Source organism: Blautia sp. DFI.1.216 (genome assembly GCF_020594215.1).
Lineage (GTDB): Bacteria > Bacillota > Clostridia > Lachnospirales > Lachnospiraceae > Blautia_A > Blautia_A wexlerae.
In genome coordinates this window covers 102721-123843 of record NZ_JAJDML010000006.1, presented here as the reverse complement: position 1 = coordinate 123843, position 21123 = coordinate 102721, and the positions used below count along the sequence as shown (strand labels likewise).

Below are 21123 nucleotides of genomic sequence, written 5' to 3'. Positions count from 1 at the left end.
TAACCGGATAAAAAAAGAACCGCGGGACACGCGGGGATAGCCTGTTTTAGCTTTGCCCTGAAGGGCAATCGAGCAGGAAGCCCCATTTCAAAATCTGTAAGATTTAAGTGGCGGGAGCATGTCACTGGAGCTGTATTATGTGCAGGAATCGCAGTGATCCTGACAGCATTATGCAGTGTTTTATGTCCTCAGATTCTGCATATTTTATCTGTACCAGAGGACATTTATGACAATGCATATAGTTATCTGCTGATCATTTTCCTGGGGATTCCCTTTACGATTTTATATAACTATCTGTCCAGTATTTTGAGGTCAGTGGGAGACAGCAGAACACCGTTTATATTTCTGGCATTATCTGCTGTTCTGAACATTTTTCTGGATTTATTCTGTATCGTAGTGCTGAAACTTGGATGTGCCGGAGCTGCCATTGCAACCATTTCCGCACAGGCGATCAGTGGAATCTTGTGCCTTATTTTTATTATCCGCAAAATGAAACTTCTGTGGCTCAAGAAAGAAAACAGGACAATAAAAGGGGATGCAGTAAAGGAACTTCTGGCAATGGGAATGCCTACGGGACTTCAGTTCTCCATCACAGCTATCGGAAGTATGGTTATGCAGTCTGCGAACAACGGGCTTGGAAGTACATATGTATCAGCTTTTACTGCAGCAATGAAGATCAAGCAGTTTACCATGTGTCCATTTGATGCTATCGCAACCTCTGCTTCTGTATTCTGTAGCCAAAATCTTGGAGCAGGACAGTCTGACAGGATTAAGAAAGGATTGCGCTGTGGTATTACAGTGGGAGTAGGATATGGTATTGCGGCAGGAATTTTACTGATTTTTGCAGGGCATACACTTTCTATGCTGTTTGTTGGAAAGAGTGCGGTGGCAGTTCTGGATGCCTCTGCCAAATACCTCAGATGTATGGGATTTTTCTACTGGAGTCTTGGTATTCTCAATGTCGCCCGTATGGTAACTCAAGGACTTGGATATTCAGGCAGAGCCGTTTTCTCCGGCGTAACAGAAATGATCGCCAGAACAGTTGTCTGTCTTGGATTTGTAGGAACTTTTGGCTTCACAGCCATCTGCTTCGCTGACCAGACTGCCTGGATCACAGCAACCTGCTATATTTTTCCGACATGCCTGTGGTGCATCCGAAAGTCTACAAAAATGCTTGCATCTAATAAAAGTATGACAAAATAAGAAAACAGCTATGCAAGAGCAGCAGATAAAAATATCTGTATTCTTCATAGCTGTTTTTATGTATGGTTTATATATGGTAAAGCTATTGACTATATGGATATCAGGTTAAAAGAGCTTCTGCTCAGATGCTTTTTTATCCGTAAATGGTCCTGCGACAGTTTTGACATCTCTGTGATTTCCAGAGAAATCCTGATTAAAGATAATCGGGCTTCCGTCAGGATTTTCGTATTTCTGCTCCGGTTCGAATGCCATACCAAGTGTTTCAGTTGAGATGATACCGTCGTTTTCTTCTTTGATGATATCATACAGGTTGGTCTTCAGATACCAGCCATCTTCTTTCTCTTCAACAGAGATATCTACAGTGTGTTCTGCATCTGTGACTGCATTTGTTTCTTTTTCCCATGCACGTGCTCCATTGAAATAGAGATTGCCGGATGCCCATACAGGAAGATGATCATAATAGCAGTTGCCTGTTGTTTCAGAACCCATTCCGCAGTAACCTTCGAACTGTCTGTTCCATTCATCAAAGGTTGGATATCCGTTAAATTTGAAAGTTCCTGTAATCACATTGCAGTCATCCCACATATTTCCATTGTTACCCATAAGATCAGCCAGATCCTGCATACAAGGACGGATTGGTTTCTGAACGAAGATGTTGTTGTAGAATCTGTCATCTCCATGAAGGATGGTCATAAATCCTGCAACCTGAGTTCCGTGTTTGGTGTGATATGGAGTATATCTCGGAGATGGAATATCAGGTGCACCGTTGTCTGTACCGATACCAACAGAAACGAAGCCGCCGCAGATCAGGTTATGTACAAGGGCAACACCCTGGGTTGCAATTTTCAGTGCACGGTCAGACAGCAGGATATTGTGGTCGATCAATGTCGGACCATGGGAAACCTCAACGAAGATATCTTCTCCTACGCTTGTGACAGCGTCATCCCCTGCCTCGAAGTCATTAGGAAGAGCATTGTCATGGAAGAGATTTCCTGTAACGCGGGTTCCCTGTGCCTGCCAGTCAAGCCACAGACCACGGGTGCAGTTGTGGATATGGTTGCGGCGGAAAATAACATCGATAGCAGCATGCATTTTGATACCGCCAATCTCTGCTCCTGCCAGATTCTGCTTGTTATTAATGTGGTGGATATGGTTGTCTTCAATAACAGAGAATACGCCTCCAAGATGTCCTACAATACCTGTCTGACCGCAGTCATGGATTTCACATCTGCGCACAATATGGGAACCGATGTGTTCTTTATCCCATCCTTCATAGGAAGCCTGGCAGATGCAGTCGCGTTCTGTCTGAGTTCCGTCTTTGTATTTCCACTTTAACCATTTGTTATCATTTTCAGGCTGCAGATATTTACCAAGAGAAATACCGCTGCATTTGGATTCATAGATTTCACAGTCTTCGATGATCCATCCTTTGGACCAGTGAGGACCGACCATTCCCTCCTGATAAGCGGTAGGGGGAGCCCACTGAGTAGCAGCCTGACTGATGCGGAAACCGGAGAGTGTGATATATCCGATTCCTTCACTTTCTGGATAGAAGCAGTTTCTTCTTACACTGATCTCAACATTTTCTTTATTGGGATCTTTTTCATGGAAGTTTGCATAAATAATTGTCTGATTATTGGCTTCATCCTGTTCTGCGTACCATGTATATACAGAGAAATCAGGATCCCATGAGATAGTACTTTTTTGTGGATTTTTAACTTTATCCAGAGTGGTTACTTCATACATGGATTTTTCATTCAGATATACATCTCCTGTATGAGCAATAAATGTAGCGATAAACCAATCTCCGGATACCAGGGTAGTAAATGGGTTATAATCACCGAAGATTCCGTTCGGAATGACTGCTTTCCATACAGTGCCTTCTACATTTTCCCAGTCTTTGACAGCTTCACTTCCTGTAATGTGCGCCTGTCCTTTTATTGCAGAACGGTAGGTGATACGCTTGTCTGCCGTTCCAGCGTGAATCGGATTAACAGCTTCACGGTATAATCCCGGTGCAACGATGACTTCATCTCCCGGAAGTGCCTTTGCAGCGGCCTCCTGAATAGTTTTGAATGGATTTTCTTTTGTTCCGTTTCCGGTCTGGATCACGGATGCATCAACGTAAATAATCATTATAAAAACCTCCCGGCCTTCTGGCCTGAATCCTTCTGTTTGCGGGCGAAATGCCCATAAGATATGTAATCTAGTGTAGCATGTAGATATGCAGCGAAACAATGGAATCCTGTGTCATTTTGTATGAATTTTGTGATGATTCATTACTGTTCACTGAAAACGTCGGATTCGAAAATAAGAGAACGAAAGAATTTCTGGCAAAAATCCTGTAAATAGAATAAATCTTGATACTTAAAACTTAAAATAGTGAGTAAATACCGGGCTTTATTTACCAGTAACTTTTACCTGCATATTATATAGACTTTGATGTAAATACTCTGCAGATGATATATTATAAAAAATACAAATATTTCCAGAAAGTGCAGGCTATCATGAATAAAAAGAAATCAAAGAATAAAAAACAGGATAAGCAGAGTGAGAAGCCGGTTCCGAGGAAAAAGGAAGAGGAGCAGACAGAAGGAACTGGTAGAAATTCAGCTCAGAACCCTTGCTATGGATTACTGGTCTGTACTGGAATATCATATATATACTGCCTGGATTTCAAAAACAAAAATCCAGGCAGTTATTTTAATACCAGCGTGTCATTGGCAGATCATTATTGATTCCTTTAGTCATCAGAATCTGGTGCAGATCAATAATTCCGTTATGGAAGGTTGCAGCACATGCTGACAGGTAAAGTTCCCACATACGCAGGAAGGATTCATCAAACATGGTCTTTTCCTTTTCTATATTCTCACGGAAATTCTTTTCCCAGTGGAGCAGAGTTTTATTGTAATGCAGACGCAGATTTTCAATGTCCAGAGTGTGGAAATTGTCCTCTGCCATATGATTTAGGATTTCTCTCAGACTGGGAACAGTTCCGCCTGGAAAGATATATTTCTTGATCCATGGATCACCCGGATGTTCTTTCAGTGCACTGATAAAATGAAGCAGGAATAATCCGCCCGGTTTCAGAACTTTCTCTACACAGTCAAGGAAGAGCTGATAATTGTCACGACCAACATGTTCCAGCATTCCCACACTGACTACCCGGTCAAACTGATAGTTATGTTTCGGCAGATCACGGTAATCCATCAGTTCCACTGTAAGATAATCTTCCAGGCCCTGATCTTTGATGCGCTTCTGGAATTCTGTATATTGTTCGTGGCTTAAAGTGATTCCTGTACCATGTACTTTGTATTTTTTGGCAGCCTCAATCAGCAGAAAACCCCATCCGCAGCCGATATCAAGAAGACTCATACCTTCTTCCAGGTGTAATTTTTTCAGAATATAATCTACTTTATTAACCTGTGCCTGATATAAAGAGTCATCGTCATGAATGAAGTAGCCACAGGAATAACTCATGGTTTCGTCCAGCCATAATTTATAAAAATCATTTCCGATATCATAGTGGCTGGTGACTTCCTTTTCCTGATTTTTTTTGGATGTAGAACTGAACATGATCTTTTTCAGAGCAGATTCATTGGTAGAAAATTTGCTCATCTGTCCCAGAAAATGATCCAGTGCCTCGTAAAGATTTCCTTCAATATCCAGATCTCCCCGCATATAAGCCTCGCCTAATGCCAGGGAAGTGCTTTTTAGCAGCTCGGCCAGAGGAATTGTTTCCTTAAAATTTACTGTAAATGTGGGTTCTCCCTCTCCGATCGGATATTCGGAATTCTTGAACCTTACCAGAAATGGATAGTCCGTAAAGCGTTCAAGGAATTGCACCATTGCCTTTTCTTCAGCCTTTTCTCCTAATGTCTCAAACATAATAGTTTACCTCCTTTAACACAAAACTATGATACACCTTTGGGGGTGCTTATCGTCAAGGGGAGAATTAAACAAAGATATCTGGGAAATTGGTCAGACTTGTAGCAGAATAATGGAAATAGAAGAAGAAACAAAAAGTTCACAAAAAACATCTTGACCATCAAAGAAACACAAGTTATAATCTTGTCTTTGACAGTTACTAAACAAAAAAATCGCTGTACCTCTTGATTTTACTGAGGTTCGGCGATTTTTTGTGTTGTTTTGGAATATAGTATTTTATTCCCGGCCTTTTCATCGTTCTTAGTTTATCCAAGATCGTTTCGCAGCTGATGGCATTTTCCAGGTTTCTTTCAAGGTAACGATATTATATCACTAATGCAAGGAAACATATAAGGAAATGGGCTTTTATGCGTATATCGTCTTGGAGAAAAACCAGTCTTGTTTCAAAATCAGTTTTCATTATACGGAAACATTCCTCGATTTCCCAACGACCTTCGCTGACTTTTAAGATATCTTTTACGTCATCGTCTAAGAGGTCTGTAGTTACTGCATACATCCCATCATATAAGGCTTCCTGTTCGATCTTTTCTGTGTCCAGATAATTGTGGATCTTTGCAGTTTCTCCATCTTCAGTTGCTGCGACTTTCCCTATGAATCGAGCAGGATCATTCGGATTCCTACGTTCCTTCTTTATCGTACCGGTGCTGAGCATTTTTTCAGCACGTTCTATCTGGGCATCTCAAACGGATTTCTGATATCTTGCATACTGTGGTTTTAAAGAAGTTGGTTTATTTGCATTTCCCTTATTGTTAATATAGCTTTTGGCAATATAAAAGGATTTCGAATTTTTTGATTTTGATGTAGTTACTTTCATGGAAAATCCCTCTACACACTTCTGAAAATAATGCTATATAATACTATAAAATAAAGCAAAAAATTTGACATAAAAAAGCAGGTACCATAAGGACTGCAAGCATTTTTTCTTATATTCAACTGTCAAACTCCCGTGTTCACTGACAACGTCGGATTTTGTTTTTTTTCTGAAAGTTTTTTGCGATTTTCTAAGAAGTATGATATAATATAACGTTATATAATGTTTGCACATGGAAGGAGTTATCGATGAGTTTGGATAAAAAATCACAGTTACCATTATATGCTCAGTTAATGAAAGAGATAAAAGATCAGATTCGAAAGGGAACATATAAGGAAGGAGATCAGATTCCCACAGAAGGAGAATTATCCGCTGCCTATCAGGTCAGCAGGATTACAGTGCGCAGAACAATTGAAGAGTTATGCTCTCAGGGATTTCTTGTAAAAAGACAGGGAAAAGGAACTTTTGTGGAAATACCCAAAATATATCGTAAAATAGAAAATGATAACAACATGAGTTTTTCTGAAGCGTGTCGTTCAAATGGAAGAAAGCCGTCTTCACATATCATTTCCTGTCATATTACGGAAATGCAGGAATGGCAGCAGGATTTTTTTAAACCTGAACATACTAAGATATATCATATAGAACGAATTCTGTCAGCCGATAACTTGCCGATTATTTATGAACATATTTATATTCCAACCGATTTTCTGCCAGATTTTCAGGTGGAAAAGCTGGAAAATGGATCTCTTACACGTCTTCTCAGTAAAGAATATCATATGAAAGAATCTGAAAAAGCGAGAAGTACAGTAGAAGTCAGTACAGTTTCTCAACCAGTGGCAGGATACCTTAGAATGAATGAAGGAGAACCTGTTATGATTCTGGCAAGCTATATTAATAATGAAAAAGAAGAACCTTTATATATCAGTTATGAAATTATTGCTGGTTCACGTTACAAAATTTCTATATAAACAACGAAAATGTAATATTAATAGATGGTGAAGAACCGTTTAAACACGAAAGGTTATATTGAATAAAAAGAAGGATTTCAAATCTTGTTTTCAGCACAGAAATATACTCTGAAAATGAGAAACGGAAATCCTTTTTTTGTGTGTTATAGACAAAAAAATAAAGAATAAAATATCAAGAATTCACAAAGTTATGATTTGCCCAAAAGGTCATATTGTATTATAACGTTATATAATGATATAATACAAACCAAGAAAGGAGGACGTGATAAATGAAAAAAAGATTTTCAAAAGTGATTATTGCAAAACATCTTTTTGACGGTATAAATGAGAAAGATTACGAAGGATATCTGTGTTTAAGTGGAAATCATATTGTCGAAAAAAAAGCAGGAAAACCTGAAAAAGATATTTTGGATCAGGCACAGGAAGTTCTTAATTTCAGGGATGAACTGGTTATGCCGGGAATTACAGATACTCATACATTTTTTACCGGATATGCAATTTATCATGTAGGAGCAGATTTTTCGAAAGTGACAGATAATGAAGAGGGATGCTGTATTCTGAGAAAATATGAGCAGAAGAAACATCCGAAGGGAGCATTACTGGGTCATGGATGGAATCCGGAGATGTGGGACAGGCAGAACGGAGAAGAAATGCTGGAGGAGAAATTTCCAAATAAAGCGGTGATCATTTTTTCGGCAGATCGTTCCTGTTGTATTATGAATCAGAAAGCCAGAAACATTTATCAGTTTTCGGCAGAAACATGTTATCCGGAAAGCTATTACCGCATCATGAGAGAATATCTGAATGACCGGGAATTTATTAAAAAGGAATTTTCAGATTATATGAAAATGATGAATTCCAGAGGGGTAACTACTGTAAAGGAAATGGGATTTGATGACTTTTATGGATTTACAGATTATCTTAAAGAACTGGAAGATTCTGAAGATCTTAATCTGAGAACCTTCTTTATGTCACAGCCTGTAGGTGAAGGAATGAATCTTGTTTATGCCCGCAGAATGAGAGAGCAGTTTACAGGAAATAAGATTCGTTTCAGTGGTTTTAACCGGATGACTGATGGTACGATTGCTTCTTATAAGGGTGACTTAAAAGAGCCATATGAAAATCAGGATTTCTGCTGTAAAGATCCGGTTCCATATGAAGAAATTGAAAAAGACGTTCTGGAAGCAGATGCAGAAGATTTCAGATGGTCTTTACATGCACAGGGAGATGGTGCAGTAGGAAAAATCACAGAAATTTATCAGAAATGCAAGAAGGTTCAGGGAAAGCTGAAAAACAGACATGCAATTACAGATATGGAGTTTACAGATCCAAAGGATTTGGAAATCCTTGGTCGGATTGGGGTAACAGCAGAATTATATTTTCAGATTATGTCACTGGATCCGGCAGATGTGCTGATTAATAATATTAAACAGACGATAGGTACAGAGCGTGGAAAATATTACTGGAACCGCCGTAAAATGCAAGACAGTGGAATGAATTTAAGTGGTGCCACAGATTTACCGTTACTGCTTACCAGTATACCGGAATCTATCTATTATTCCTGTGGAGGATACATGGATGGACGTGCTGAAGCATTTCAATCAGAAAATACTCTTACTGTACCGGAACTTCTGAAAGCATGGACAATCGGTGGACAGAAAAATCTGGGTATGGAAGAAGTACTTGGAACGTTAGAAGAAGGGAAACTGGCAGATATTACTGTGTTTGACAGAAATTTACTTGAAATTAATCCGGTAGATGCCAGGGATGCAAGGGTTGTAATGACAATCATGGACGGAAGAACCGTTTTTACAGAAAATAGTCAGACAGAAAAAAATTGATCTGACAGAAAACAATAAGAAAAGGGGAAGGTAAAATGGAAGAAAAGAAAAAATTCAAACTTCATATGCCACATGTGCTCACATTGATTTTTTTCCTGATCATTGTAGTGGCAATACTTACATGGATTCTTCCAAGTGGTGAGTTTGAACGAAAGGTAATGGAAACTTCTGCAGGAGAAAGAAGTGTAGCAGTAGCAGGAACTTATCATTCGGTAGATAAAGTTCTTGAAGATGGAACAAATTTAAGACAGGGAATTGCTCAGGTACTTATGGCACCTGGAAAAGGAATTCAACAGATGGTAGAGGTTCTTGCATTTGTCTTTATTATCGGCGGTGTATTTCAGATTATGGCCAAGACTAATGCACTGAATATGGGAATTCAGAAGATTGTGAAAAAACTTGGAGCAAAAGAAATTCTGATCATACCGATTCTAATGGTTCTTTTTGGATTGGGTGGAAGTACCTTTGGAATGTCAGATGAGTTGATTCCATTTTATTTGTTGATCATGCCAATTATGTTTGCAATGGGATATGATTCCATGACTACTTTTATGACAGTCTGCTTATCTGCAACAGTTGGTTATGCCGCATCTACAGTAAATCCGTTTTGTGTATTGATTGCACAGGGCATTGCCGGGATTCAGGGAAATCCACAGCTGGTATTTAGAATGCTCCAGTTTGTGATTATGATGGCTTTGGTTATTGCTTTTGTAACCTGGAGAGCATTTAAGATTAAGAAAAATCCTGAAAAGTCTATTACGTATCAGGATGATTTGATCAAGAAAAAAGAAATGAATACGGATATTGATTTTAATCAGGAAATGACAATTCGTCAGAAGTTGGTGCTCATCACTTTTGTGATCGGAATGGTTATAGTGGTAGTAGGACTTGTAAAAAATGGCTGGTATATGAATGAATTATCCATGTGTTTTCTGGGAATGGGAATCCTGATGGGAATCTTTGGTGGTATGAATGAAACAGAAATAGCAGAAGAGTTTATCAATGGTGTAAAGGATATTGCATTTGCAGCTATGGTAATTGGTTTTTGCAGTGGAATCATGGTAATTGCGCAGGATGGAATGATTATTGATACTATTTTAAATGCATTAAGTGGACTGGTAGAAAAATCCAATAATGTTGTTTTCTCGGCAGTGATGTATGTGGTTCAGTCTTTACTGACATTGTTAGTACCGTCCTCCTCAGGACTGGCAGCATTATCTATGCCAATCATGGCACCTTTATGTGACCTTCATGGTGTAAATCCGGAAGCGGCAGTTACAGCTTTACAGTATGGAAATCAGTTGACAAACCTTATGAGTCCGGTAGCAGGAACAACAGTAGCGGGGCTTGCAATCTGCAAGATTTCATTTGGACAGTGGTGGAAAACTATCTGGAAAATGTTTTTGATCATGGCGGTTATAGCAATTGTATTCTGTACAATTTCAGCAGGATTATAGAAAACTATAAAATATAAATAAAAGGAGATTATTAAAATGAACAGACCAGAAGAATTAATCAAAAAAATCTATGAAGAGCAGGGACAGATTAATGATGTATTTTTTACAGCATGTGGAGGTTCTTTAGTAGATCTTTATCCAGGATTCTATTTTATCAATGCAGAATCAGAAACTATGCACTCTCATTGGCTTACAGCAAAAGAGTTGATTGTATCCCCATCCAAATTTCTGAAAAAGGGTGCACTTGTAATTCTTTGCTCTCATGGTGGTAATACAAATGAAACTGTAAATGCAGCGAAACTTGCCAAAGAACGTGGTGCAGCAGTGATTACCATGACACATAATCCAAATTCTATCTGTGCACAGGAAGATATGAATCCAGTCGTATATAGCTGGGAAGATGATACAAATGAAAAAGAAAGACCGCAGGGAATTGTAATGCGTGTTCTTAATGAACTGATGAAGTTACAGGAGCCATCTTATACAAAATATGAAGCTGTACTGGATGGACTTGAAAAAGCTGACGGTATTGTCCGTGCAGCAGTAAAGAAAGTACAGAACCGTACATGGGTATTTGCTGAGAAATATTTTGAAGAGCCGTTCCTTTATATTATGGGCTCTGGTGCTTCTTATTCACAGGCATATGGTTTCTCTATCTGTTCTCTTCAGGAAATGCAGTGGATGGATTGCTGCTATCTGCATTCCGGCGAATATTTCCATGGACCATTCGAATGCACAGATGAAGACCATCTCTACATTCTTCTTATGGGAACAGGTGCAGCCAGAGTTATGGATGAACGAGCACTTACTTTCCTGAAAAAATATGGAAAGAAATATGAAGTAATTGATGCTAAGGAACTGGGAATTGATGCAATTGACGAAAGCGTAAATGAATATTTCTGCCCAATGGTATTCTATGCAATGTCAGTAGCATATCGTACAGGTTTACAGGACAAGAGAAGACATCCTCTTGATATGAGAAGATACATGGGTGTTGTAGAATATTAATATTCTTTCGTAACAAGTCTGGCAGATATGAATCTGCCAGATAAAAAAGGAGAAGAAAAATGGTAAAGTATAATACAAAAGTATTGGGATTTGGTGATAATGTAGTTGATCTGTATGAACATTCTCATATGATGTATCCAGGCGGGAATTGTGTAAATCTGTGTGCATATTCCAAAATGTTTGGTGTAGAGAGAGCTGCATATATGGGATATTTTGGAAGTGATGACATTGCAGAATTTGTAATTTCAGTATTAAATGAACTTGGAATTGAAACTGTAAAGTGCAAACAGTTGGTAGGAGAAAACGGATGGTCTAAATGTACACTTCGTGATGGAGACCGTATATTTGGGGATTATAATGAAGGTGGAGTAAGAGGAAAGACTCCGTATATTCTTGACCGTTTTGACCTTGAATATATGAAAGAATTTGATTTTGTGCATACGGGAAATTATTGCTATACAGAATCACAGCTGAAAGTTATGAAAGAGGCTGGTATAAAAATTTCCTTCGATTTTTCTGATGACTCTTCCAAAGAATATTATGAAAAATATGCACCATACATTACATATGCATTTTGTTCTTTTGACGGAGATGATGAAGCAGCAAAAGAACATCTGAAATTTATTCATTCCCTGGGACCAGAGCTGGTATCTCTTACCAGAGGCTCTAAAGGCTGCATTATGTATGATGGTGAACAGTTTTATACACAGCCGGCAACACTTATTGACAATGTGGTAGATACAATGGGTGCCGGAGATTCTTTTCTGACTTCTTTTATGGATTGTTATATTGATCAGCTGAAAAGAGGAACTGACAGACAGGAAGCAATCCGTACTTCTTTAAAAGAAGCTTCTAAATTTGCAGCACATGTATGTACACTCAATGGTGCTTTTGGATACGGAAAACCATACGAGGATTAGAAATATAATATATAAAGTGAAAGATAAAGAGGAGAAAATATATGCTGTACCATGGAAATGCAATGGATTACATATATGAAACTCCTGATATCCTGCAATACATATTGGAACATAAGAAGGAAATTCTTGAGGACAGCAACAGAGTGCTGAAAGATAAGAAAATATCAGAAATTTACCTGACAGGTTCAGGATCTTCTTATAATGCAGCAGTAGCTGTAGCCGATTTTGCAAAGAAATTACTGGGTATACGGGTTACACCTGTATACCCAGTAATGCTTATAGAGGATTATGAATTTATTTCAAAAAGCGCAGTGGTAACAGGAATTTCACAACAAGGAACCAGTGCAGCAGTCATAAAGGCACTGGACGATGTTAGAGAGCGCGGTATTGCCACAATTTCAATGACCGGTGAATATGATACGGAAATTACCAGACATGCAGATGCTAACATATATATTGAATGTGGTTATGAAGATGCTGGTGCAACAACCAAAGGTTTTACGGCAACAGTATTGACTTTGATGATATGGATTATTGATACTGCCGAAAGCATTGGAAGGATTACAAAAAAAGAAGCTGAAAACTATAAAAAGCGAATAGATGTTGTAATAAAGAATATGAAAAATATTCTGCAGATAAGCAAACTCTGGTGCTCAGAAATATCAGAGAAACTAAAAGATAATGAAGATATGATACTTATTTCCGGTAATAAAATGAGGAGTTTGCTGCTGGAGGGAATATTAAAATTTTCTGAGACCTGCAGATTTCCGGTGAGGGGATATGAGGCAGAAGAATTTATGCATGGTATGTATAATGCTGTCACTTCAAAAACTAACTTTTTATATATTTTTCCACCTAATGGTTATGAAAGAAATCGAATGGAAAAATTGTTCGATTATTATACAAAGCAGGGTTACTGTTTATTTGGGATTAATTCCAAACAGGTAGATGAAAATATAAAATATATACTGAACTGTAAATTTACAGATGATCCTGAGTTTTCAATTCTGGAATATATTCTGCCTGTACAAATGTTGTTTGTTATGACATCACGGGCAAGAAAGATAGATTTGAATATTCCGTCAGATCCTGATTTTCATAGATATATGGGTAGTAAACTGGAAAAATAGGAAAGTGAAATTATATGGGTATTATTGAGCTGTGAACAGGTAACAGAAGAAAGCATGGAGGATAAAATGGAGAAATTAATCAACAGAGAACAATTGGCAGGTATGAATATTCATTATTTATTTTATTCATTGGAATATTTTCTTGATGCACAAAAAGAAGCCGGATTTAAAACAATTGAGTTATGGCCTGGAACACCGCATTTCTTTTTAAGCTATATAGAATATTCTGACTGTAAACATGTCAGAAAACTTCTTGATGAAAGAGATTTGACTGTGAAGGTGATTACACCGGAAAATTGTACATACCAATATCAGTTCGCTGCACAGGAAAAAGAGCAGTTTGAAAAAAGTATGGCATATTTTAAGAAAGCTCTGGATGCCGGTGAAGAATTGGGTGTAGAAACAATGGCAATCAATTCAGGATGGGGATATTGGAATGAAGACAGGGAGGAAGCCTGGAAACGTTCAAGGGAAATGCTGTCTGTTCTGGCAGAATATGCCAAAACAAAAAATATCCGACTGGCAATGGAATCTCTTCGTCCGCAGGAATCCAACCTTGCTACTACGGTATATGATGTAAAAAGAATGCTGGATGAAGTAAATCATCCAAATCTGAAAGCGATGATTGATACCACAGCAATGGGAGTTGCCGGTGAAACAATTGATCAATGGTTTGATATACTTGGAGATGATATTATCCACATGCATTTTATTGATGGAAATCCTTATGGCCATCTGATTTGGGGGGATGGAACGCATAATCTTGAGGAGTTTCTGAAGGCAATCAATCGTCATGGATATAAGGGATATCTGGGACAGGAAATTACAGAATTTGACTATTTTAAAGATCCGGCTAGGGCAGATAAACGGAATATGAAAGCATATGAAACATTTATACGCTAAAACTCATATTATAGGAGACCAGCTATGAGTGATAAAATGAGAATAAAAATTTTTTCATGCATCATGCTTACTCTGTTTTTCTTATGTGCATGTAGAACGCAGAGTGTCTATGCTAAGGAAAAGATAACTGTCGGAACGAATGCAGAATATGCACCGTTTGAATATCTGGACAGTGATGGAAATCTCACGGGTTTTGATTATGAACTTCTGGAAGCAATTGCCCAAGAAGAAAATCTGGAATTGGAATGGAAAGATATGCCCTTTGATTCTTTGGTTGGTTCTATGGAAACCGGAAATATTCAAATTATTGCAGCAGCGATAGGACCAACAAAAGAAAGGGAAAAAAGTGTAGATTTTTCGGATGTTTATTATACGGGATCCCAGAGTATTGTAAGCAGTCAGAAAACACCTTTGTATGATTTTGCTGGATTATCCGGGAAAAGAGTAGCAGTTTTGGAAGGATCCCAGAGTGATTTCATTGTATCCGGAGAGAATACAGACTATGGTGTTGTTGAAAATGCAACAGTTGTCCGCTTTAAGAACGCTGCAAGTGCAGTAATGGAACTGAAAAACGGAGGTGTAAATGCTGTACTAATTGATACTATTATGGCAGAGATTTACTGCAGACAGAACGATGATATTGTTTATCAGAAAGTGGATGGAACGGAAGAGGATACAGTGTATTGTATTGAAAAAGGAAATGCAGAACTTTTAAATACAGTAAATGAGGGACTGAAAAAGTTAAAAGATAATGGAGAATATGACCAGATTTATGAAAAATTTTTCTCAGGAGAAAATGATACAACGCAAGTTCAGATAGCAGATAACACAGGAATAATTGGAACTTTCAAATTTATTTTTCTGCAGGATAACCGTTGGAAATATTACCTGAATGGACTACAGGTTACGATCTTGGTTTCAATCATGTCAGTACTTTTGGGAACTGTGATTGGATTAATGGCAGCAATGATAAAATTGAATGCTGACCGTAAGAAAAAAGAAACTGTATTGTCGAGGATTATCCATATATATGTAGATGTGATTCGTGGAACCCCTTCGGTATTACAATTGATGATCGTGTATTTTGCTGTCTTTCACAGTCGGTTGGGATATGTGGCAGCAGTTGTGAGCTTTGGGATCAACAGTGGTGCCTACGTGTCTGAGGTGATACGTGCCGGAATTATGGCAGTTGATAAAGGACAGCAGGAAGCCGGAAGATCTCTGGGACTTGGATATAAAGATACAATGAGATTTATTATTATTCCACAGGCTTTAAAAAATATTCTGCCTGCAATGGGAAATGAATTTATACAGTTGATTAAAGAGACTTCCATTTTGGGATATGTAGGTATTATGGATCTTACCAAAGCTTCCAGTTATGTTTCGTCAAGAACATATCAGATGTTTATACCATTGATAACTGCTGGAATTATGTATTATCTGATTGTGAAAATACTCTCTATATTTCTCGAAAAGATGGAAAGGAGAATGAGACAAAGTGATTAGTGTACATAATCTGAAAAAATCTTTTGGAAATGTGCAGGTTCTCAAGGGTATTAATATAGAAATACGAAAAGGTGAATGTGTCTGTATTATTGGCCCTTCAGGATCTGGAAAATCTACTTTTTTGAGATGCCTGAATCTTCTGGAGGTACCAGATGAAGGAGAAATTATTATACGAGGGGAGAGTATTCTGGAAAAAAGGAAAGATATTGATAAATATCGAGAAAATGTAGGAATGGTATTTCAGCATTTTAATTTATTTCCCAATATGACAGTGCTGAAAAATATAACTCTTGCACCTGTAAGATTAGGAAAATGGAAAAAAGAGGAAGCAGATGAAAAAGCAATAGGACTGTTAAAAAAAATTGGATTGGAGAAGAAAGCATTATCTTATCCATCAAAGCTTTCCGGAGGTCAAAAACAAAGGGTTGCGATTATAAGAGCACTGGCTATGAACCCTGAAATTCTTTTATTTGATGAACCAACTTCAGCATTAGATCCTGAAATGGTAGGAGAAGTACTTGATGTAATGAAGAAATTGGCAGGAGAGGGAATTACAATGCTTATAGTTACCCATGAAATGGGATTCGCCAGAGAAGTGAGTGACAGGGTATTGTTTTTTGATCAGGGAGTTATATTAGAAGACGGTTCTCCAGAAAAAGTATTTGAAAAGCCACAACATAAGAGAACGAAAGAATTTCTTGCTAAAGTTTTATAAAATTCGAGTTACAAAAAGAAGATAGTGTTATGGTTGGTGTAATGTAAAAAAGAAACAAAAAGTTCACAAAAAACATCTTGACCGTCAAAGAAACACAAGTTATAATCCCCTATATAAAAATTTTCGTGCAAAGAGCAGACAATGGGGTCTGAGAAAGAATCCCATTGTCTGCTCTTTTTTTGCGTACTACGAGGATTTTTGCATATTATAATCCGCACAATTCGAGAGGAGGAATATCATGAGGCTGAATCCCAAAGAACAGGAAAAATTAATGCTTCATATGGCAGGAAATCTTGCAAAAGAGAGAAAGGAAAGAGGTCTGAAACTGAATTACGTGGAGGCACTTGCGTATATCAGTTCTGAACTCCTGGAGCTTGCAAGAGATGGTAAAACAGTAGTAGAGCTGATGCAGCTTGGAACCAAGATTCTTACAAAGGATGACGTAATGGATGGTGTTGCTGATATGATCGGTGAAGTTCAGGTAGAGGCAACATTCCCGGATGGAACCAAGCTTGTGACAGTACATAATCCAATTCAGTAAGGAGGAGAATGAGCATGAAGATCGGTGAAATTATGGCCGCAGATCGTGAGATCACACTTAATGAAGGCAAGAAAACAGTGACAGTAACAGTGGCAAACAAAGGCGACAGACCGGTTCAGGTCGGTTCTCATTTTCACTTCTTTGAAGTAAATAAATGCCTTTCTTTTGACAGGGAAAAAGCCTATGGATATCATCTGGACATTCCTTCAGGAACATCTGTAAGATTTGAGCCGGGTGAAGAAAAAGAGGTTCAGCTTACAGAAATGGGCGGCAGACAGAGAGTATTCGGACTGAATGACCTTACCCGCGCCCAGGCAACTGACGATACAAAAGCAGCATCCATGGAAACTGCGAAATTAAAAGGATTTCTGTAAGGAGGGACAATAATGAGTACAAAAATTTCCGGAAGCAAATATGCGGCAATGTATGGCCCGACTACAGGAGATAAGGTACGTCTGGCAGATACAAGCCTTGTGATCGAGGTAGAAAAAGATTATACAACCTATGGAGACGAAGTAAAGTTCGGCGGCGGCAAGACAATCCGTGACGGTATGGGACAGTCTGTAAAAACCTGCAGCAAAGACGGAGATCTGGATCTGGTAATTACCAATGCATTGATCGTAGACTCTACAGGAATCGTAAAAGCAGATATCGGTATCAAAGACGGCAAAATCGCAGGAATCGGTAAAGCCGGAAATCCGGACATCATGGATGGCGTCACACCTGGAATGACAGTGGGTGCATCTACAGAAGCACTTGCAGGAGAGGGAATGATCGTAACTGCAGGTGGAATTGATACCCATATCCATTTCATCAGCCCACAGCAGATCGACTGTGCATTATACAGTGGTGTAACTACTATGATCGGAGGTGGTACAGGCCCTGCAGACGGTACAAACGCAACTACCTGTACACCTGGACCATGGAACTTAAAAATGATGTTAAAGGCAGCCGAGGAATACCCGATGAACTTAGGCTTCCTTGGAAAAGGTAACTGCTCAGACGAAGCTCCTCTCATTGAGCAGGTTAAGGCTGGAGCTATGGGACTGAAGATCCATGAGGACTGGGGGGCAACACCTGCAGTTATCAATCACTGTCTGAATGTGGCAGATGAATATGATGTACAGGTTGCCATCCATACAGACACATTAAATGAAGGTGGATGTGTGGAAGATACACTTGCAGCCATCGGCGGCAGAACCATCCACACTTATCATACAGAGGGTGCAGGCGGTGGACATGCACCGGATATCATCCGCGCAGCAGCAGCTCCGAACGTACTGCCATCCTCCACAAACCCAACAATGCCATATACAGTAAACACTCTGGATGAGCATCTGGATATGCTGATGGTCTGCCATCATCTTGACAAGAGAATCCCGGAAGATGTTGCATTTGCAGATTCCCGAATCCGTCCTGAGACAATCGCAGCAGAGGATGTTCTTCATGATATGGGTATCTTCAGTATGATGAGCTCTGACTCTCAGGCTATGGGACGTGTAGGTGAGGTTATCACACGTACCTGGCAGACAGCAAGCAAGATGAAAGATGAGAGAGGTGCACTTCCGGAAGATGCAGGACATGACAATGACAACTTCCGTGTAAAACGTTATATCTCCAAATATACCATCAATCCGGCGATCACACACGGTATTTCCCAGTATGTGGGCTCTGTGGAAGAAGGTAAATTCGCAGACCTCGTTCTCTGGAATCCAGTATTCTTTGGTGCAAAACCGGATATTATCATCAAAGGCGGTATGATCATTGCATCTAAGATGGGCGATGCAAATGCATCCATTCCGACAACACAGCCGGTTCTCTATCAGCCAATGTTTGCAGCTCATGGAAAAGCTAAGAATGAAGCTTGCCTGACCTTTGTATCCCAGGCTGCCATGGATGAGAATGTAAAAGAGAAATACGGTCTTGAGAAAACTGTAGTACCTGTAAAGGGATGCAGAAATATCAGCAAAAAAGATATGGTATTTAACGACAGAACACCGGAACTGACTGTAGATCCGGAGACATATAAGGTTACTGTTGACGGTGAAGAGATCACTTCCAAACCGGCAGAGAAGCTTCCGCTGACACAGCTTTACAGTCTGTTCTAAACAACTTTAAACCATTACATTCTGGTTATCTGATCATAAAAATGATATTCGCAGGACTGTTATTTATGAAGTTTTGTGAGAACTTTTATAAGAACTTACCAAACAATATAATGACAGTCCTGTCAGTATAAAATTCTGATTTTTATATGAAAATAAGCTGGATTTATTCATCTTGTTATGAGTGTTGAATAAAAGTATTTCCACTTGCGAAATATAAACAGAAAAATATACTGAAGAAGCAGGAGAGGAGAGAATATTATGTTAGGAGTTTGTCTTTTATTCGTAGGAATCGTACTGATCAACAACGGTATGTGTTCTTTATACAATGTAGACGGAAAATCAACCGCCATTATGAACATCTTTACAGGTGGTCTTTCTTTATTTATTAACTTTGTCAATCTGGTGCAGGGCAATTATTATGCAGCAGGAACAGGACTGCTGTTCTGCTTTACCTATCTTTTCGTAGCCCTGAGTAAATTCCTGAAAGCAAGCCCGATCCCATTTGCATGGTTTTCTACTTTTGTAGCCATCAATGCGGTGATCTTCGGTACAATCGAGGGATTTACAGGAAGCACTGCACTGGGAATCACATCGGATCTGCGCTGGGCAGCAATCTGGTATCTGTGGGCAATTCTCTGGGGAACTGCTTTCGTAGAAGATATCTGCGGAAAAAAACTGGGAAAATTCGTTCCATATCTTCAGGTATTTGAAGGAATCGTAACTGCATGGGTCCCTGGAGTTATGATGTTACTTCAGATTTGGTAAAAAATAAATCTGATAAGAAATTTTTATCGGATTCAGGAGGTCGAAAATAATGCTGTGTGAACAGGTTTTGGGAAAGCTTCATGACTTTGATACTACAGGAAAAACAATAGAATATGTAGATATTGAATGGCACGAAGCATTTAAGAAAATACATAAAAAAATAACAGACAAAGGAACAGAAGTGGGAATCCGCATGGACGATTCCATTCTCGCCAGAGGTCTGTATCAGGATGATGTGATCTACGCAGATAATGAGAAGCTTGTAGTGATAAATACACCGCCATGCGAAGTTATCCGTGTTTCTCTGACTCCGGGACATGAGAAAATGTCTGCAAAAGTCTGCTACGAAATCGGAAACAGACATGCACCGCTTTTCTGGGGAGAGAATGATACGTTTATCACGATTTATAATGAGCCAATGCTTGTTATGCTTCAGAAAATCCATGGAGTTCAGGCAGAGAAAGAAGTGTTGAAGCTGGATTTCGACAGGAGGATTTCTGCAAGTATTCATAATCATCATCACTAAATTTATCTGGATAATCAATATGCAAATGAATTATTATGGAGGTTCTTCATGTCAGAAAAACAATTTTATTTACTGCAGGTAAATGATGCGTTATTTCCAATCGGAGGCTATTCTCATTCACAGGGACTGGAGACTTATATCCAGCGGGGAATTGTCCACGATGTAGACACAGCCAGAGAATATATTACGCACAAAATCAAATGGAATCTTGCATACACAGAGCTTCTGGCAGCCAGACTAGCCTATGAAGCGGCTGAGAAAAAAGACCTGAAAGAACTTCTATATCTGGAAGAACTTCTGGAAGCATCAAGAATTCCTATGGAGCAGAGAGAGGCAGCCAGAAAAATGGGTTCCCGTTTCGCAAAAACCATTGAGAAACTTGGATTATCCATCAGTGAAAACGGGATTTTCAGAGAATATCTGGATGCACGAAAAGGAAAAGCAGTAAATCATTGCTGTATTTACGGAGTTTTCTGCGCAGAAATGCAGATTCCGCTGGAGAAAGCCTTAACGCATTATCTCTATGCACAGACCTCAGCTATTGTGACAAACTGTGTAAAAACAATTCCATTGAGTCAGACATCCGGGCAGCAGCTGCTAAGTGGCTGTTATGGAGAATTTGACGAGATATTAAAAGATGTGATGACAAGAAGTGAAGAAGATATGTGTCTCTCTGCGCCGGGATTTGATATCAGAGGAATCCAGCATGAGAAACTCTATTCCAGGTTATATATGTCGTAGTTTGAATCTGACATTAGTTTTTCCAGGCT

General features: G+C 38.9%; 18 protein-coding genes and 1 pseudogene. 16 read left to right on the top strand and 3 right to left on the bottom strand.

The window, feature by feature from the left end:
- The first annotated feature begins 36 nt into the window (after positions 1 to 36).
- Positions 37 to 1203 (top strand): MATE family efflux transporter, encoded by a 1167-nt coding sequence (locus tag LJE11_RS04140; protein WP_331466244.1) that lies wholly within the window; start codon positions 37 to 39, stop codon positions 1201 to 1203.
- Between the two features lie 105 nt (positions 1204 to 1308).
- Here LJE11_RS04140 and LJE11_RS04135 read toward each other — a convergent pair whose 3' ends face one another.
- From LJE11_RS04135 to LJE11_RS04125, 3 genes and pseudogenes are all read right to left on the bottom strand, one after another.
- Complete coding sequence (locus tag LJE11_RS04135) at positions 1309 to 3339, bottom strand: right-handed parallel beta-helix repeat-containing protein (RefSeq protein ID WP_227295575.1); 2031 nt, start codon at positions 3337 to 3339, stop codon at positions 1309 to 1311.
- A 567-nt stretch (positions 3340 to 3906) separates the two neighbouring features.
- Entirely contained in the window at positions 3907 to 5091 is a 1185-nt protein-coding gene (locus LJE11_RS04130; RefSeq protein ID WP_227295573.1) for an SAM-dependent methyltransferase, read from the bottom strand.
- A 292-nt stretch (positions 5092 to 5383) separates the two neighbouring features.
- Positions 5384 to 5863: pseudogene (locus LJE11_RS04125) on the bottom strand (IS1634 family transposase); the annotation flags it as partial.
- A gap of 347 nt (positions 5864 to 6210) precedes the next feature.
- Here LJE11_RS04125 and LJE11_RS04120 point away from each other — a divergent pair.
- From LJE11_RS04120 to LJE11_RS04050, 15 genes are all read left to right on the top strand, one after another.
- The gene (locus LJE11_RS04120; RefSeq protein ID WP_227295572.1) at positions 6211 to 6933 is read left to right on the top strand and encodes a GntR family transcriptional regulator; all 723 of its coding nucleotides are present in this window, start codon (positions 6211 to 6213) and stop codon (positions 6931 to 6933) included.
- Between the two features lie 269 nt (positions 6934 to 7202).
- Positions 7203 to 8774, top strand: a complete 1572-nt coding sequence (locus LJE11_RS04115) for an amidohydrolase family protein (protein WP_227295571.1) — start codon at positions 7203 to 7205, stop codon at positions 8772 to 8774.
- 35 nt (positions 8775 to 8809) lie between these two features.
- The gene (locus LJE11_RS04110) at positions 8810 to 10231 is read left to right on the top strand and encodes a YfcC family protein (RefSeq protein ID WP_227295570.1); all 1422 of its coding nucleotides are present in this window, start codon (positions 8810 to 8812) and stop codon (positions 10229 to 10231) included.
- 36 nt (positions 10232 to 10267) lie between these two features.
- Positions 10268 to 11239 (top strand): SIS domain-containing protein, encoded by a 972-nt coding sequence (locus LJE11_RS04105; protein WP_025577721.1) that lies wholly within the window; start codon positions 10268 to 10270, stop codon positions 11237 to 11239.
- A 59-nt stretch (positions 11240 to 11298) separates the two neighbouring features.
- Positions 11299 to 12159 carry a PfkB family carbohydrate kinase gene (locus LJE11_RS04100; protein ID WP_025577722.1) on the top strand — a complete coding sequence of 287 codons (861 nt, stop codon included), beginning with the start codon at positions 11299 to 11301 and terminating at the stop codon, positions 12157 to 12159.
- Between the two features lie 143 nt (positions 12160 to 12302).
- Complete coding sequence (locus LJE11_RS04095; protein WP_227295569.1) at positions 12303 to 13289, top strand: SIS domain-containing protein; 987 nt, start codon at positions 12303 to 12305, stop codon at positions 13287 to 13289.
- Between the two features lie 66 nt (positions 13290 to 13355).
- On the top strand, positions 13356 to 14192 hold the full coding sequence (locus LJE11_RS04090) for a sugar phosphate isomerase/epimerase family protein (RefSeq protein WP_173704180.1): 837 nt from the start codon (positions 13356 to 13358) through the stop codon (positions 14190 to 14192).
- 24 nt (positions 14193 to 14216) lie between these two features.
- A complete protein-coding gene (locus LJE11_RS04085; RefSeq protein WP_173700943.1) occupies positions 14217 to 15698 on the top strand; it encodes an ABC transporter permease subunit in 1482 nt (493 codons plus the stop codon).
- Positions 15691 to 16413, top strand: a complete 723-nt coding sequence (locus LJE11_RS04080; RefSeq protein ID WP_173700942.1) for an amino acid ABC transporter ATP-binding protein — start codon at positions 15691 to 15693, stop codon at positions 16411 to 16413. The genes LJE11_RS04085 and LJE11_RS04080 overlap by 8 nt, the downstream gene beginning before the upstream one ends.
- Positions 16414 to 16651: 238 nt before the next feature.
- On the top strand, positions 16652 to 16954 hold the full coding sequence (ureA, locus tag LJE11_RS04075) for an urease subunit gamma (RefSeq protein WP_008705098.1): 303 nt from the start codon (positions 16652 to 16654) through the stop codon (positions 16952 to 16954).
- A gap of 14 nt (positions 16955 to 16968) precedes the next feature.
- Positions 16969 to 17328 carry an urease subunit beta gene (gene ureB / locus LJE11_RS04070; protein WP_019163039.1) on the top strand — a complete coding sequence of 120 codons (360 nt, stop codon included), beginning with the start codon at positions 16969 to 16971 and terminating at the stop codon, positions 17326 to 17328.
- A gap of 12 nt (positions 17329 to 17340) precedes the next feature.
- Entirely contained in the window at positions 17341 to 19062 is a 1722-nt protein-coding gene (gene ureB, locus LJE11_RS04065) for an urease subunit beta (RefSeq protein ID WP_008705097.1), read from the top strand.
- A 258-nt stretch (positions 19063 to 19320) separates the two neighbouring features.
- Positions 19321 to 19827, top strand: coding sequence for an AmiS/UreI family transporter (locus tag LJE11_RS04060; protein WP_227295568.1), 507 nt, complete (start codon positions 19321 to 19323; stop codon positions 19825 to 19827).
- Between the two features lie 49 nt (positions 19828 to 19876).
- Positions 19877 to 20353 (top strand): urease accessory protein UreE, encoded by a 477-nt coding sequence (locus LJE11_RS04055; protein WP_173700941.1) that lies wholly within the window; start codon positions 19877 to 19879, stop codon positions 20351 to 20353.
- A 48-nt stretch (positions 20354 to 20401) separates the two neighbouring features.
- A complete protein-coding gene (locus tag LJE11_RS04050) occupies positions 20402 to 21094 on the top strand; it encodes an urease accessory protein UreF (protein ID WP_119243585.1) in 693 nt (230 codons plus the stop codon).
- Positions 21095 to 21123 lie beyond the last annotated feature (29 nt).